Source organism: Rappaport israeli (assembly GCF_001888055.1).
GTDB lineage: Bacteria > Pseudomonadota > Gammaproteobacteria > Cardiobacteriales > Cardiobacteriaceae > Rappaport > Rappaport israeli.
Map to the genome: position 1 here is coordinate 1 of NZ_LXHZ01000002.1, position 15,051 is coordinate 15,051.

Sequence of the window (15,051 nt, forward strand, 5' to 3'; positions counted from 1 at the left end):
TTTATTCTTGATTTTTCTTAGGGCGGTGATATAATTCGCCGCCCAGTATGGTTTATCTGTATATAGGCGAATAGCTCAATTGGTAGAGTTGCGGTTTCCAAAACCGTCGGTTGGGGGTTCGAGTCCCTCTTCGCCTGCCAACTTTAGAGATTTTATAATGCAACAAAGCCAAGTTAAAAGGCAAAGCTCTTCTATGGATACCGTGTTAGTAATTGTCTCTGCCGCGGTATTTTTTGGGGGATTTTATTTGTCCGGCTCTTTATTTTTAGCAGGACAGCCTTGGTATATTAGATTATTAGTGGTTGTGGTAACCTTGATGGTATCTGCTGGTGTATTGGCTTTGACCAGTTATCGAGAAAAGCTTATTTCTCTAGCTAAAGGTGCGCGCATCCAGCTTAGGAAAGTGCGTTGGCCAAGTAAGAATGAAGTGTTAAAAACAACGGTTTTGGTTCTTGTTATCGTAACAACTTTTGCATTGTTGTTAAGTCTAATTGATTGGCTGTTAACGCAATTTATTCGGTGGATACTTTAATGGCTAAATCTTGGTATGTTTTACAGGCGTATTCTCAATTTGAGCATCAGGTTAAGCGTGTGTTGCTCGAGAGAGTTGAGCGCGAAGGTTTGCAAGAGTATTTTGGCAATATTATGATTCCTTCGGAAGAAGTTGTGGAGGTGAAAGATGGTAAAAAGCGCACCTCCCAACGTAAATTTTTCCCAGGATACGTGCTAATTGAAATGGAAATGAATGATAAGACTTGGCATGTTGTGCGTAGTATTCCTAAAGTGTCAGGATTTGTTGGCGGTAGCGCTGAAAATCCTACTCCTATTGCGCAGCATGAGGTCGATGCCATTATTAATCGCATTGAGGAAGGAGTCGAGAAACCGAGACCTAAAACTTTATTTAAAATTGGTGAATCATTACGAATCATTGATGGGCCTTTTTCTGATTTTATTGGCACAGTTGAAGAGGTTAATTACGACAAAAGTCGTATGAAGGTTTCCGTGTCGATTTTTGGACGTCCTACACCTGTAGAGCTAGAGTTTCATCAGGTTGAAAAGGATGTTTAATTTTGTTTGTTTTAATCATTTGGGGAGCTGAAAAGCGTTTGACCCACTAAGGAGTTATTATGGCTAAGAAAATATCTGGCTACATTAAGTTGCAAATTCCTGCTGGAAAAGCAAATCCAAGTCCTCCTGTTGGCCCTGCATTAGGTCAGCGTGGGGTAAATATTATGGAGTTTTGTAAGGCTTTTAATGCTGAGACTCAATCGTTAGAGGCTGGTATGCCCATCCCTGTGGTGATTACTGTTTATAGTGACCGTAGCTTTACTTTTGTAAAGAAAACCCCGCCCGCCTCTTTCTTGTTGAAAAAGGCTGCTGGCATTAAATCTGGTAGCGGTCGTCCTAATACCAATAAAGTGGGCACGGTGACGCGCGCTCAATTAGAAGAAATTGTGCAAATGAAAGAGCCTGATTTAACAGCAGCTGATTTGGAGTCGGCAGTTAAAACAATTGCAGGTAGTGCACGCTCAATGGGCATTAAGGTAGAGGGTTAAGTCATGGCTAAAGTTAGTAAGCGGGTTAAGGAATTTCGCCAAAAAGTAGAGGCAAATAAAATTTATAATGTTAAAGAGGCTTTGTCTTTACTTAAAGAATTGTCAACGGTTAAGTTTGTAGAGTCAGTAGATGTTAGTCTTAATTTAGGGATTGACCCTCGTAAATCTGACCAAGTAGTACGTGGTGCGGCTGTTTTGCCAAATGGTACGGGTAAATCAGTTCGTGTGGCTGTCTTTGCTCAAGGAGATAGCGCTGAAGCTGCCAAGGCTGCTGGTGCAGATATCGTTGGCATGGATGAACTTGCTGATGAAATTAAAGGTGGGCGCGCTGATTTTGATGTGGTTATTGCTGAACCGGCAGCTATGAGAGTGGTTGGTCAATTAGGTCAAATTTTAGGGCCTCGTGGTTTAATGCCAAACCCTAAAGTTGGAACGGTCACTCCTGACGTTAAAACTGCCGTTGAGAATGCTAAAGCTGGTCAAGTGCGTTTTCGTGCAGATAAAGGTGGTGTGGTGCATGCTATTATCGGGAAAGTATCTTTCAGTGAAGAACAATTGGCTGAAAATCTAGAAAATTTAGTTGCAGAAGTTAATAAATTACGCCCTGTAACTAGCAAAGGTGTTTATTTGAGGAAGGCATTTTTATCAACAACAATGGGGCCTGGTATAGCCATTGATGTTGCGAGTCTGTCTTCTGAGCAATCTTCTTAATAATTAAAAGCCATTTGTTTATAACAGATGGCAAATTCTTTGGATAGCTGCAAGTTGCGGCTATCGTCAAAGACTGCAGGTGCTAATATTATTAGCTTAATTTCCTGCATAGATGGTAGGTCAGCTTCAGCGAGATCTGAAATGGCTAATACCAAGGACCACTGCCTTTATGGTTAGTGGAAAGGGAATCCAATCCAACTGAAAGGAGTATGGAATGGCCTTAAATTTAACCAGTAAAAAAGCGGTTGTTAGTGAGGTGGCTGATATTGCCTCACAAGCGCATGCTGTTGTTGCTGTTGAGTATCATGGTTTAACCGTTGAACAAATGACAAATCTTCACGCAAGAGCGCGACAAACTGGCGTTTATTTTAGAGTGGTTAAAAATTCCCTAGCAAAAAGAGCGTTAGTTGGTACTGAATTTGAAAATGTTCAGAATCATTTGACTGGCCCTTTAGTACTGGCATTTTCTATGGAAGATCCAGGCTCAGCGGCTCGTCTATGGCGTGATTTTTTTGAAGAAAATAGTAAGCTTGATAAAAAAGCGATGGTTAAGTTTTTAGGGTTTTCTGGTCAGGTTATGCCTGGTTCAGAGTTGGATCGTTTGGCAAAAATGCCAACAAAAGACGAAGCTATCGCCTTGCTTATGGCTTGTATGCGCGCGCCGCTTGATAAGTTTGCACGCACGCTTAATGAAGTGCCTGGAAAATTGGTGCGCACTATTGAAGCGATTCGTCAAAGTAAAGAAGCAGCTTAATATTTGTTTGGAATTTTTAACTTTTAATTTCTATTTTTATTTGGAGTATTGATATGGCAATTGCTAAAGAAGATATCCTTGAAGCCATTTCTCAAATGAGTGTGATGGATGTTGTTGAGTTGATCTCAGCAATGGAAGAAAAGTTTGGTGTTAGTGCGGCTGCAGCTGTAGCTGCTGCTCCTGCAGCAGACACTGGCGCTGGAGCTGGTGCTGAAGAGCAAACTGAGTTTGATGTTGTCTTAACAGATGCAGGTGCAAATAAAGTGTCAGTGATTAAAGCGGTACGTGCAATCACTGGTTTAGGTTTGAAAGAAGCAAAAGCTGCAGTTGATGGCGCCCCTTCAACTTTGAAAGAGGGTGTTGATAAGGCAGAAGCTGAAAAAATGAAAGCTGAGCTTGAAGAAGCTGGTGCAAAAGCCGAACTTAAGTAATTAATCGGTGCGTTAAACTGAAAGTGCTGATGCTTAGGCATTGGCGCTTTCAGTTATTTTATGGGGTATAAATATTTAAATGCTTGTTTGTTTTACTAATAACCAATCATTTAAGGATTTTTGATTCCTTATTGTTTGACTTTTCGCGCTCTGCGCATCACTGACGCTCGAGGTTACAGTCACTATGACCTATTCTTTTACTGAAAAGAAACGTATTCGCAAGAATTTTAGTAAGCGTCCAACTGTATTAGAAACGCCTTATTTGCTTTCTATGCAGCTGGATTCATATCGTGAATTTCTACAAAAAGACACGCCATCTGAACAACGCGAGCCTACGGGGCTACAGGCTGCCTTTAATTCTATTTTTCCTATTGTTAGCCATAATGGTGCGGCTGAGTTAGATTTTGTCGGATATGATTTGGGTAAGCCCGAGTTCGATGTTCGAGAATGTCAGCTAAGAGGCGTCACTTATGCTTCTCCTTTACGTGCACGCATGCGCTTGGCAATTTATGATAAAAATTCAACAAAAAAGAAATTAAAGCAGGTCATTGAGTCTGAGTCTGTATTTATGGGTGAATTGCCTTTAATGACAGACAATGGGACTTTTGTAATTAATGGAACGGAGCGCGTGATTGTTTCGCAATTGCATCGTTCTCCTGGTGTATTTTATGACCATGATAAAGGTGCAAGCCATAGTTCGGGAAAATTATTGTTTTCAGCGCGTGTTATTCCATATCGTGGCTCTTGGTTGGATTTTGAGTTTGATTCGAAAGATTTGATTTATTGTCGCATTGACCGTCGACGCAAATTATATGTAACGGTGTTGTTGCGTGCATTAGGCTATAGCAATGAGGCAATTTTGTCGGTCTTTTTTGACACACAACGTTTCAAGCTAACAAGAACAGGTAAGTTTGAAATGGCTTTTGAGCCTTCGCAATTTAAAGGTGAGATTGCAAGTTTTGATTTATTGGCAGGCAAGCAGGTAATTGTTGAGGCAGGCAAGCGAGTGACTTCACGCCATGTGCGTCAGTTAGAAGCTGAGGGTGTTGATAAGCAGATTGTGCCGGCAGAGTTTGTGATTGGTAAGATTTTGGCAAAAGACTTGTTGGATAAAGAGACGGGCGAGTTAATTTTACCAGCTAATACACTTTTAACCGATGAGCATTTGCAAAAATTTGTCGAGTTGGGTGTGAAGTCGTTCGAGACGCTTTATGTCAATGAGATGGATAGAGGTGCTTACATTGCTGATACATTACGCGCTGATGAGACAAGTACTGAGTTTGAAGCGCGTGCTGAAATTTATCGCATGATGCGTCCAGGTGAGCCACCAACTAAAGAAGCTTCAGATGCGCTTTTTGAAAACTTATTTTTCAATGAAGAACGTTATGACTTATCCCGTGTGGGTCGGATGAAATTTAATCGTCGTCTAGGATTTGCCGAGGATCATGGTTCGGGTGTTTTGACGGGCGAGGATATTGTCGCGGTTATCAAGAAACTTATTGCGATTAAAGACGGGAATGGTCAGGTAGATGATATTGATCATTTAGGAAATCGTCGAGTGCGTAGCGTCGGTGAAATGGCTGAAAATGCATTTCGTATTGGTTTGGTGCGTCTAGAACGCTCTATTAAAGAGCGTTTAGGTTTGGTTGAATCTGAAGGTTGGACGCCAAAAGATTTGATTAATGCAAAACCAGTGGCGGCAGCAGTGAAAGAGTTTTTTGGCTCATCACAGTTATCACAGTTTATGGATCAAAATAATCCATTGTCAGAAGTAACGCATAAACGTCGTATTTCAGCATTAGGTCCTGGCGGTTTAACGCGCGAACGTGCAGGATTTGAGGTGCGAGATGTGCATGCAACTCACTATGGTCGTCTATGTCCAATTGAGACGCCAGAAGGGCCAAACATCGGCTTGATTAACTCTTTGGCGGTATATGCAAAAACGAATGATTATGGTTTTTTAGAAACGCCATATCGTCGCGTGGTTGATGGCAAGGTAACTGATGAGATTGATTATTTATCTGCTATTGATGAGGAAAAATATGTTATTGCGCAGGCAAACGCAGATTTAGATGAGCAAGGGGCGTTTACTGGTGAGCTAGTTTCTGTACGCCATACGAATGACTTTACGTTATCTACACCAGAAAGTATTCAGTATATGGATGTTTCGCCTAAACAGATTGTTTCGGTAGCGGCGTCGTTAATTCCTTTTTTAGAGCATGATGATGCAAACCGAGCATTGATGGGCTCTAACATGCAACGTCAGGCGGTGCCTACTTTGCGTGCGGATAAGCCGTTAGTTGGCACAGGCATGGAGCGGGTTGTTGCGAATGACTCTGGTGTTTTGGTGCGTGCAACTCGTGGCGGGGTGATTGACTCTGTGGATTCATCGCGCATTATCGTTAAGGTTAATGATGATGAGATTCAAAGCGGTGATTTGGGTGTGGATATTTATAATCTCACCAAATATACGCGCTCTAACCAAAATACTTGTATTAACCAAAAACCGCTGGTTCGTCCTGGTGATGTAGTTGCGCGCGGTGATGTTTTGGCAGATGGTCCTTCAACTGATTTAGGTGAGTTGGCATTGGGGCAAAATATGCTGGTTGCCTTTATGCCGTGGAATGGCTACAACTTTGAAGATTCGATTTTGATTTCTGAGCGTGTGGTTCAAGAAGACCGCTTCACAACCATTCATATTGAGGAATTAAGTTGTGTGGCGCGTGATACTAAATTAGGCGCTGAGGAAATTAGCAGTGATATTCCTAATGTAAAAGAAAGTGCATTGGCAAAATTAGATGCTACAGGGATTGTGCATATTGGCGCGCAGGTTAAAGCGGGGGATATTTTAGTGGGCAAGGTTACACCAAAAGGTGAGCGCTCGCAGTCGCCCGAAGAAAAATTATTGCGTGCAATTTTTGGTGAGAAAGCATCTGATGTGAAAGATTCATCATTGCGTGTACCAACTGGAATGGATGGTACGGTAGTTGATGTACGGGTTTATACGTGTGATGGTGTTGAAAAAGATCAACGCGCTAAGGATATTGAAGCGATGGAGATTGAATCTATTGCAAAAGATATTAAAGACCAGTTGCGTGTTTTTGAAAGTGATATTTATGACCGTGTGCAGCGTTTAATTATCAATCAGCCAGTTAAAAAAGCACCTAAGAGGAAATCAGGTGATTTGGTTGATGAGGCTTTGCTTGAGGAAGTAAAAGCTGAGCATTGGTTTGATTTTCGTATGAAAGAAACGGAGCTCAATGAACAGCTCGATGCAATGCATAAATTGCTCACTGATAAGCGTAAAGAGCTACAAGAATATTACGAAGAGAAAAAAATCAAATTTGCGCAAGGGGATGATTTACAACCTGGTGTGTTGAAAATGGTTAAGGTGTATTTGGCGGTTAAACGTCGTTTGCAACCTGGCGATAAAATGGCAGGACGTCACGGGAATAAAGGTGTGGTGTCGATGATTGTGCCTGTTGAGGATATGCCTTATATGGCAGATGGCACAACTGTGGATATTGTATTGAATCCGCTAGGTGTACCGTCGCGAATGAATATTGGGCAGATTTTAGAGACACATTTGGGTTGGGCAGCTTATGGGATTGGTCAGCGCTAGGTGAGATGCTTGACCAAGCAAAAGAACAACAGCAAATGCGTGATTATTTAAAACAGGTTTATAACCATGATGGTCAACGTGAGGCGCTTGATTCTTTAGATGAGCAAGAGTTTGGCGAGCTTTGCCAAAATTTACGTCATGGTGTGCCAATGGCAACCCCTGTATTTGATGGAGCGCAAGAAAATGAGGTTAAGCGTATGCTGACACTAGCAGGACTACCTGAAAGTGGTCAAACAACTTTATTTGATGGGCGCACAGGTGAGGCGTTTGACCGCCCAGTTACTGTAGGCTATATGTATATGCTTAAGCTTAATCACTTGGTAGATGACAAGATGCATGCACGCTCTACTGGTCCTTATTCTCTTGTAACGCAACAACCGTTAGGCGGTCGTGCGCAATTTGGTGGACAGCGTTTTGGGGAGATGGAGGTATGGGCATTAGAGGCTTATGGCGCTTCTTATACTTTGCAAGAAATGTTGACAGTAAAATCTGATGACGTGGAAGGTAGAACCAAGATGTATAAAAATATTGTCGACGGCAATTTGCAGGTCGATCCTGGTATGCCAGAATCGTTCAATGTCTTGACCAAAGAAATCCGTGCACTCGGTATTAATATCGATCTCGAACAAAATTAATCGACGAGGGAAGCTATCATGAAAGAATTAATGAGTATGTTTAAACCCCAAGACGGTATGGATGATTTTGATCATATCCGTATTGGTTTGCTTCGCCTGATATGATACGTTCTTGGTCATTTGGTGAGGTGAAAAAACCAGAGACAATTAATTATCGAACGTTTAAGCCAGAGCGTGATGGGTTGTTTTGTGCAAAATTTTGGCCCTGTTAAAGATTATGAATGTTTATGCGGTAAGTATAAGCGCTTAAAGCATCGAGGCGTGGTTTGTGAGCGTTGTGGTGTTGAGGTAACAAAATCCAGCGTACGACGTGAGCGAATGGGGCATATTGAATTGGCTACACCAGTAGCCCATATTTGGTTTTTGAAATCTCTGCCTTCTCGTATTGGTTTATTGTTAGATTTAACGTTGCGCGAGATTGAGCGTGTACTCTATTTTGAGTCGTTTATTGTTCTTGACCCAGGCATGACGCCTTTAGAGAAAAATCAGCTACTAAATGAAGAACATTATATTCAGGCAGTTGAAGAGTATGGGCATGAATTTAAAGCGATGATGGGTGCAGAGGCTATCCAACATATCCTTAAAAATATGGATTTGGAAATGGAAATAGCGGAATTACGTCAAGCGCTTTCTGAAACCAATTCCGAAACCAAAAGCAAACGCTTATTAAAACGATTGAAATTAATGGAGGCGCTCCACCGTTCGGGCAATAAACCTGAGTGGATGATTCTTACGGTATTGCCTGTATTGCCACCAGATTTGCGTCCATTAGTTCCATTAGACACAGGACGTTTTGCCACTTCAGATTTAAATGATTTGTATCGTCGCGTCATTAACCGCAATAACCGCCTTAAGCGCTTATTGGAATTATTTGCGCCGGATATTATTGTGCGCAATGAAAAGCGTATGTTACAAGAATCAGTGGACTCATTGTTGGATAACGGACGTCGTGGACGAACGGTTACTGGAACAAACAAACGACCACTAAAATCTCTTGCTGATATGATTAAAGGTAAGCAGGGGCGTTTTCGTCAAAACTTGCTTGGAAAGCGTGTGGATTACTCTGGACGTTCGGTTATTGTTGTTGGCCCGACTTTGCGCTTGCATCAATGTGGTTTGCCTAAACGGATGGCGCTTGAGTTGTTTAAGCCTTTTATTTTTCATCAACTTATTGTTAATGGTTTGGCAGCAACAATTAAAGCAGCTAAATTGATGGTTGACCGTGATGAGCCTGAAGTGTGGGATGCATTAGAGTTTGTTATTCGGGAGCATCCTGTGATGCTTAACCGTGCACCAACTTTGCACCGCTTAGGTATTCAGGCTTTTGAGCCAATTTTGATTGAAGGTAAAGCGATTCAGTTGCATCCTTTGGTTTGTGCGGCGTTTAACGCAGACTTTGATGGGGACCAAATGGCGGTACATGTCCCATTATCGCTTGAGGCGCAGCTTGAGGCCCGCGCATTAATGATGAGTTCTAACAATATTTTATCGCCTGCAAATGGTGAGCCAATTATTGTGCCTTCGCAAGATGTTGTGTTGGGACTTTACTATATGACGCGTGAGCGGATTGGGGCAAAAGGTGAAGGAATGCGTTTTGCTGATATTGATGAGGTTGAGCGTGCTTATCATGCTAAGGAAGTTCATCTTCAGGCCAAAATCGAAGTGCGGTTGTCTATCAGTGAAAATGGAGAGCAAATTTTCAAACGGGTAGCAACGACGGTGGGACGCGCGCTGTTATCACAAATTTTACCTAAAGGATTGGCGTTTGACTACATCAATAAACCAATGGTGAAAAAGGCGGTTTCGCAATTAATCAATGCCTGTTATCGCAAGGTTGGTTTGAAAGAAACTGTTATTTTAGCTGACCAGTTAATGTATACCGGATTCCGCTATGCTACGCGTTCTGGGGCTTCTATTGGTATTGTTGATATGGTTGTGCCAGAAGAAAAGGCAAGCATCATCGCAGCTGCTGAAAAAGAAGTTAAAGAAATTGAAGGACAATACAACGCTGGTTTGGTCACACAAGGTGAAAAGTACAATAAGGTTGTAGATGTTTGGCAAAAAACAAATGATAGAGTATCTGAGGCGATGATGACTCGCCTTGGGCGCGATGAGGTTGTTGATGCTCAGGGAAATGTTCTCCTTGATGAGAAGGGAAATTCTGTGTATCAAGATTCATTTAACTCAGTATTTATGATGTCTGATTCTGGTGCGCGGGGTTCTGCTGCACAAATTCGTCAATTGGCAGGAATGCGCGGTCTGATGGCAAAACCAGATGGCTCTATTATTGAAATGCCCATTATCGCTAATTTCCGTGAAGGATTGAATGTATCGCAGTACTTTATTTCCACGCATGGTGCACGTAAAGGGTTGGCAGATACGGCACTTAAAACAGCAAATTCAGGTTATTTAACTCGTCGTTTGGTAGATGTTTCTCAGGATGTGGTGGTAAGTGAATTTGATTGTGGTACGACCAAAGGAATTGAAGTTCGCGCGGTCGTTGATGGTGGAGAAGTAGTAGAGAAATTATCCGATAGAGTATTAGGGCGAGTGCTGGCTGAGCCTGTTATTGATAGTGCAACAGGTGAAGTGGTTTTAGAAGCGAATACGCTATTAGGGGAAGACCAAGCAGAAATCCTTGAAAATGCGGGGGTTGACCGTGTAGTTGTACGCTCTGTTATCACCTGTGAATCTCATAAAGGAATTTGTGCACAATGCTATGGACGAGATTTGGCGCGTGGGCACCAAGTGAATATCGGTGAGGCGGTTGGAGTAATTGCCGCGCAATCAATCGGTGAGCCAGGAACGCAGTTAACAATGCGAACATTCCATATTGGAGGCGCAGCTCAAGGTAAAGTCTCAGAAAATAGCATTATCATTAAAGCTGGTGGCGTGGCGCGATTAAGCAACATTAAAACGGTAGTAAACTCTGAGGGCAAATTAGTCGCAACTTCGCGCTCAGGCGAATTGGTCGTTATTGATGCCAATAACCATGAATGCGGGCGTTATAAAATTCCTTATGGCGCAACAATTGCTATTCAAGATGGTGATGCCGTTAAACAAGGTCAAACAGTTGCAACTTGGGATCCGCATACGCAACCTATCATTGCCGAAGTATCAGGCAAGGCTGCTTTTTATGACTTTGAAGAAGGCGTAACCGTACAGAGCGCCTCAGATAGCGAAACTGGCTTGATTGTTTTGACTGTTATGGATAACGCACAACGCACCATGGCGGCTAAGGATAAAAAGCCACTCATTCAATTATTAGATGAGCAAGGCAATCCAGTAACGCAATCAAATTCTGATATTCCAGTTAATTACTTCTTACCAGCTGGCGCTATTGTTAATTTGGCAGATGGCGATGAGGTAAAGGTGGGCGATGTATTAGCGCGTATGCCGCAAGTATCTGGTAAATCAGGCGATATCACTGGTGGTTTGCCACGTGTGGCGGATTTGTTTGAGGCTAGAAAACCTAAAGAACCTGCAATCTTAGCGGAAATGTCTGGCGTAGTTTCTTTTGGTAAAGAAACCAAAGGCAAACAGCGTCTGATTATTACAAATGATGCTGGAGAGGCTTTTGAGATTTTAATTCCAAAATGGCGTCGATTAGATGTATTTGAAGGAGAGCAAGTCAGAAAAGGTGAGGTCTTAGCGGATGGTGAGTTAATGCCTCATGATATCTTACGCCTGAGAGGTGCGCATGAATTAACGGCGCATATTGTAAATGAAATACAAGTGGTTTACCGTACCCAAGGTGTAAAAATTAGCGATAAACATATTGAAGTTATTGTGCGCCAAATGTTGCGTAAGGTCAGTATTACCGACCCAGGTGAGTCAGAATTCTTGACTGGTGAACAGGTAGAAGCAACGGCAGTTATGATTGAAAATGAAAAACTTAAAGCACAAGGTAAGCTTGAAATACAGTATGAACCGGTGCTGATGGGTATCACTAAAGCCTCATTGGCAACAGAGTCATTTGTATCAGCTGCTTCTTTCCAAGAAACTACACGTGTTTTAACAGAAGCGGCAGTGTTGGGAAGCGCGGATGAATTACGTGGACTAAAAGAAAACGTTATTGTTGGGCGGTTAATTCCAGCTGGTACTGGTTTGGCTTATCATACTGAGCGACGCGCACTTCGCGAAGAAGAGCGTAGCTTGTTTGGTTTGAAAGATACAAATGAGGAAAATGGGAAAGCAAATCTGGTTGAAGAAAGCATCATTGAAGATGAAAATGTTTGACAGATAAAGGAAAAAAGCATATCATGCGCCACCTTTGGCGTGTTGACGCTAAATTAAGGATACAGTAATAAAGTTTGGAGAGAACTTACATGGCAACTATTAATCAGCTTGTGCGCTCACCGCGCACTCGCCAGAAAGAAAAAAATAATGTTCCTGCGTTGCAAGGTTGTCCACAAAAACGTGGTGTGTGTACTCGTGTTTATACAACCACCCCGAAAAAACCAAACTCAGCTATGCGTAAGGTCGCGCGTACTCGTTTAACGAACAAGTACGAAGTAACTGCCTATATTGGTGGTGAAGGTCATAACCTACAAGAACATAGTTTGGTTCTCATTCGTGGTGGTAGGGTAAAAGATTTACCAGGGGTGCGTTATCACATTGTGCGTGGTGCATTGGATACGGCAGGTGTTAAGGATCGCAAACAAGGTCGTTCAAAATACGGCACTAAGCGTCCTAAGTCTTAATTTAAGGAATGAAATATGTCTAGAAGAGTACGTGCTCCGATTCGTCATATTCTACCAGATCCAAAATTTGGAAATGTGGTGGTGGCGAAGTTTATTAATATGGTTATGGTTGATGGAAAGAAATCAGTAGCGGAGAAGGTGGTTTATGAGGCCTTGGAAAAAGCTGCTGAGAAAAAGCAGATGGAACCTGTCGAAGTGTTAGAAGAGGCTTTGGAAAAAGTGCGTCCAGCTGTTGAGGTAAAATCACGTCGCGTAGGTGGCGCAACTTACCAAGTGCCTATCGAGGTTCGTCCTGTACGTCAAAATGCTTTAGCAATGCGTTGGTTGATTGATGCAGCGCGTGGGCGTAACGAGAAATCTATGGCGCAGCGTCTGGCTAATGAGTTTGTTGATGCGACTGAAGAGAGAGGTTCTGCTGTTAAAAAACGTGATGATACACACCGTATGGCAGAAGCTAATAAAGCATTCGCACATTTCCGTTGGTAAAACATATTAAATTCATTTTTATAATTGGAGTCTTTTGTGGCACGTAAAACAAGTATAGATAAATATCGCAACCTAGGTATCATGGCGCATATTGATGCTGGTAAAACAACGACTTCTGAGCGTATTTTGTTTTATACCGGCTTGTCTCACAAAATTGGTGAGGTACACGATGGTGCGGCCACAATGGATTGGATGGAGCAAGAGCAAGAGCGTGGAATTACAATCACCTCAGCTGCTACAACTTGTTTTTGGCAAGGTATGGCAAAACAGTTTCCTGAGCATCGCATCAATATCATTGATACTCCGGGACACGTTGACTTTACTATTGAGGTAGAACGTTCTTTGCGCGTATTAGATGGTGCATGCTTAGTGCTGTGTTCAGTGGGTGGTGTCCAGCCACAAACTGAAACAGTATGGCGTCAGGCAAATAAATATAAAGTACCGCGTATTGCTTATGTCAATAAAATGGATAGAACGGGGGCAAACTTTTTGCGTGTAGTTGCGCAAATGAGTGAGCGCTTGGCGACAGAAGCAATCCCAGTGCAATTGCCAGTAGGCGCAGAAGAAAACTTTAAAGGGGTTATTGATCTAATCAAAATGAAAGAAATTATCTGGAATGAAGAGGATAATGGCTTGACTTTTGAGTACGCTGAGATTCCTGATGAGTTGAAGGAAGAAGCTCAGACTTGGCGAGAAAAAATGGTGGAAGCAGCTGCTGAGGCTAATGAGTCTTTGATGGACAAATATCTTGGCGGCGAAGAGTTGAGTGAAGAAGAAATCATCGAGGGTCTAAGAATTCGTACGATCGCAGTAGAAATAACACCAGTGATGTGCGGTTCATCTTTTAAAAATAAAGGTGTTCAAGCAATGCTTGACAAAGTTATTGAGTTGTTGCCAAGCCCAGATGATATTGAGGCTATTCAGGGAATAATCCCACATAGTGAAGAGCCTGCACAGCGTAAAGCTTCAGATGAAGAGCCCTTTTCAGCATTGGCATTTAAAGTTGCAACTGATCCATTCGTTGGTACCCTAACTTTTATTCGTTGCTATTCTGGGGTTTTGGAAGCTGGCACGGCTGTATTAAATTCAGTAAAAGATAAGCGTGAGCGTGTAGGTCGTATCGTACAGATGCATTCAAATTCGCGTGAAGAGATTAAAGAAGTTTACGCGGGTGATATTGCAGCTTGCATAGGTCTAAAAGATGTTATGACAGGTGAGACTTTATGCGACCCTACAAATCCAATTATTTTGGAACGCATGGAATTCCCTGAGCCTGTTATTTCTGTAGCTGTTGAGCCTAAGACTAAATCTGACCAAGAAAAAATGGGTATGGCGCTAAGTAAATTGGCTCAAGAAGACCCTTCCTTCCGTATTCATACAGATGAAGAAACTGGTCAGACTATTATTTCTGGGATGGGTGAGTTGCACTTGGAAATCTTGGTTGACAGAATGAAGCGTGAGTTTAAGGTTGAGGCAAATGTCGGTGCACCGCAAGTTGCCTATCGCGAGACTTTACGTAATGCTGTTGAGCAAGAAGGTAAGTTTGTGCGTCAGTCTGGTGGTCGTGGTCAGTTTGGTCACGTTTGGTTGCGTATTGAACCACAAGAACCAGGGTTTGGTTATGAGTTTGTAAACGAGGTTGTTGGTGGGGTTGTGCCAAAAGAGTATATACCTGCTGTAGACAAGGGTGTGCAAGAGCAAATGCAAAATGGTGTGTTGGCTGGCTATCCTATGGTCGATGTGAAGGTCACCTTATATGATGGTTCATATCATGAGGTTGACTCATCTGAAATGGCATTTAAATTAGCTGGCTCAGAAGGTTTTAAACTAGGAGCCGTAAAGCCAAGCCAGTACTTCTTGAGCCTATGATGAAAGTTGAAGTGTCTACACCAGAAGAGTATATGGGTGATGTAATGGGTGACTTAAATAGTCGACGTGGCTTAATTCAAGGTATGGATGATGAGTCAACGGGTAAAATCATTCGTGCACAGGTACCATTAGCAAATATGTTTGGTTATTCAACTTCTTTGCGCTCACTTAGTCAGGGTCGTGCAAATTATTCAATGGAATTTGATTGTTATAATGAAGCGCCTAATAGCGTAGTAGATGAAGTAGTTAAAAATAAAGCTTAATTTTGAAATTGGAGTAGAAAA

At 42.3% G+C, this 15,051-nt stretch carries 8 protein-coding genes, 1 tRNA gene and 3 pseudogenes; all 12 read left to right on the forward strand.

The window, feature by feature from the left end:
* Positions 1 to 64: 64 nt before the first annotated feature.
* The 12 genes and pseudogenes from A5N84_RS00065 to fusA all read left to right on the forward strand — a co-directional run bounded on the left by A5N84_RS00065 (position 65) and on the right by fusA (position 15,030).
* Positions 65 to 140, forward strand: a tRNA-Trp gene (locus tag A5N84_RS00065).
* A gap of 17 nt (positions 141 to 157) precedes the next feature.
* Positions 158 to 532, forward strand: a complete 375-nt coding sequence (gene secE, locus A5N84_RS00070; RefSeq protein ID WP_072280790.1) for a preprotein translocase subunit SecE — start codon at positions 158 to 160, stop codon at positions 530 to 532.
* On the forward strand, positions 532 to 1,068 hold the full coding sequence (gene nusG, locus A5N84_RS00075; RefSeq protein WP_072280791.1) for a transcription termination/antitermination protein NusG: 537 nt from the start codon (positions 532 to 534) through the stop codon (positions 1,066 to 1,068). The genes secE and nusG overlap by 1 nt, the downstream gene beginning before the upstream one ends.
* Before the next feature lie 59 nt (positions 1,069 to 1,127).
* The gene (gene rplK, locus A5N84_RS00080) at positions 1,128 to 1,556 is read left to right on the forward strand and encodes a 50S ribosomal protein L11 (RefSeq protein WP_072280792.1); all 429 of its coding nucleotides are present in this window, start codon (positions 1,128 to 1,130) and stop codon (positions 1,554 to 1,556) included.
* A 3-nt stretch (positions 1,557 to 1,559) separates the two neighbouring features.
* Positions 1,560 to 2,267, forward strand: a complete 708-nt coding sequence (gene rplA, locus A5N84_RS00085) for a 50S ribosomal protein L1 (protein ID WP_072280793.1) — start codon at positions 1,560 to 1,562, stop codon at positions 2,265 to 2,267.
* Positions 2,268 to 2,481: 214 nt separating this feature from the next.
* The gene (gene rplJ, locus A5N84_RS00090; RefSeq protein WP_072280794.1) at positions 2,482 to 3,021 is read left to right on the forward strand and encodes a 50S ribosomal protein L10; all 540 of its coding nucleotides are present in this window, start codon (positions 2,482 to 2,484) and stop codon (positions 3,019 to 3,021) included.
* Positions 3,022 to 3,074: 53 nt separating this feature from the next.
* The gene (rplL, locus tag A5N84_RS00095) at positions 3,075 to 3,452 is read left to right on the forward strand and encodes a 50S ribosomal protein L7/L12 (RefSeq protein WP_072280795.1); all 378 of its coding nucleotides are present in this window, start codon (positions 3,075 to 3,077) and stop codon (positions 3,450 to 3,452) included.
* A gap of 184 nt (positions 3,453 to 3,636) precedes the next feature.
* A pseudogene (gene rpoB, locus A5N84_RS00100) lies at positions 3,637 to 7,709 on the forward strand (DNA-directed RNA polymerase subunit beta).
* 18 nt (positions 7,710 to 7,727) lie between these two features.
* Positions 7,728 to 11,948, forward strand: a pseudogene (gene rpoC / locus A5N84_RS00105) (DNA-directed RNA polymerase subunit beta').
* An 89-nt stretch (positions 11,949 to 12,037) separates the two neighbouring features.
* A complete protein-coding gene (rpsL, locus tag A5N84_RS00110; protein WP_072280796.1) occupies positions 12,038 to 12,412 on the forward strand; it encodes a 30S ribosomal protein S12 in 375 nt (124 codons plus the stop codon).
* Between the two features lie 15 nt (positions 12,413 to 12,427).
* Positions 12,428 to 12,898, forward strand: a complete 471-nt coding sequence (gene rpsG / locus A5N84_RS00115; protein WP_072280797.1) for a 30S ribosomal protein S7 — start codon at positions 12,428 to 12,430, stop codon at positions 12,896 to 12,898.
* A gap of 36 nt (positions 12,899 to 12,934) precedes the next feature.
* Positions 12,935 to 15,030, forward strand: a pseudogene (gene fusA / locus A5N84_RS00120) (elongation factor G).
* Positions 15,031 to 15,051 lie beyond the last annotated feature (21 nt).

Bases quoted from the DNA above. Each gene is read 5' to 3' on its own strand.
- rplA (WP_072280793.1), top strand. From the start codon at position 1,560: ATGGCTAAAGTTAGTAAGCGGGTTAAGGAATTTCGCCAAAAAGTAGAG.
- rpsG (WP_072280797.1), top strand. From the start codon at position 12,428: ATGTCTAGAAGAGTACGTGCTCCGATTCGTCATATTCTACCAGATCCA.
- rplK (WP_072280792.1), top strand. From the start codon at position 1,128: ATGGCTAAGAAAATATCTGGCTACATTAAGTTGCAAATTCCTGCTGGA.
- rpsL (WP_072280796.1), top strand. From the start codon at position 12,038: ATGGCAACTATTAATCAGCTTGTGCGCTCACCGCGCACTCGCCAGAAA.
- rplL (WP_072280795.1), top strand. From the start codon at position 3,075: ATGGCAATTGCTAAAGAAGATATCCTTGAAGCCATTTCTCAAATGAGT.
- nusG (WP_072280791.1), top strand. From the start codon at position 532: ATGGCTAAATCTTGGTATGTTTTACAGGCGTATTCTCAATTTGAGCAT.
- rplJ (WP_072280794.1), top strand. From the start codon at position 2,482: ATGGCCTTAAATTTAACCAGTAAAAAAGCGGTTGTTAGTGAGGTGGCT.
- secE (WP_072280790.1), top strand. From the start codon at position 158: ATGCAACAAAGCCAAGTTAAAAGGCAAAGCTCTTCTATGGATACCGTG.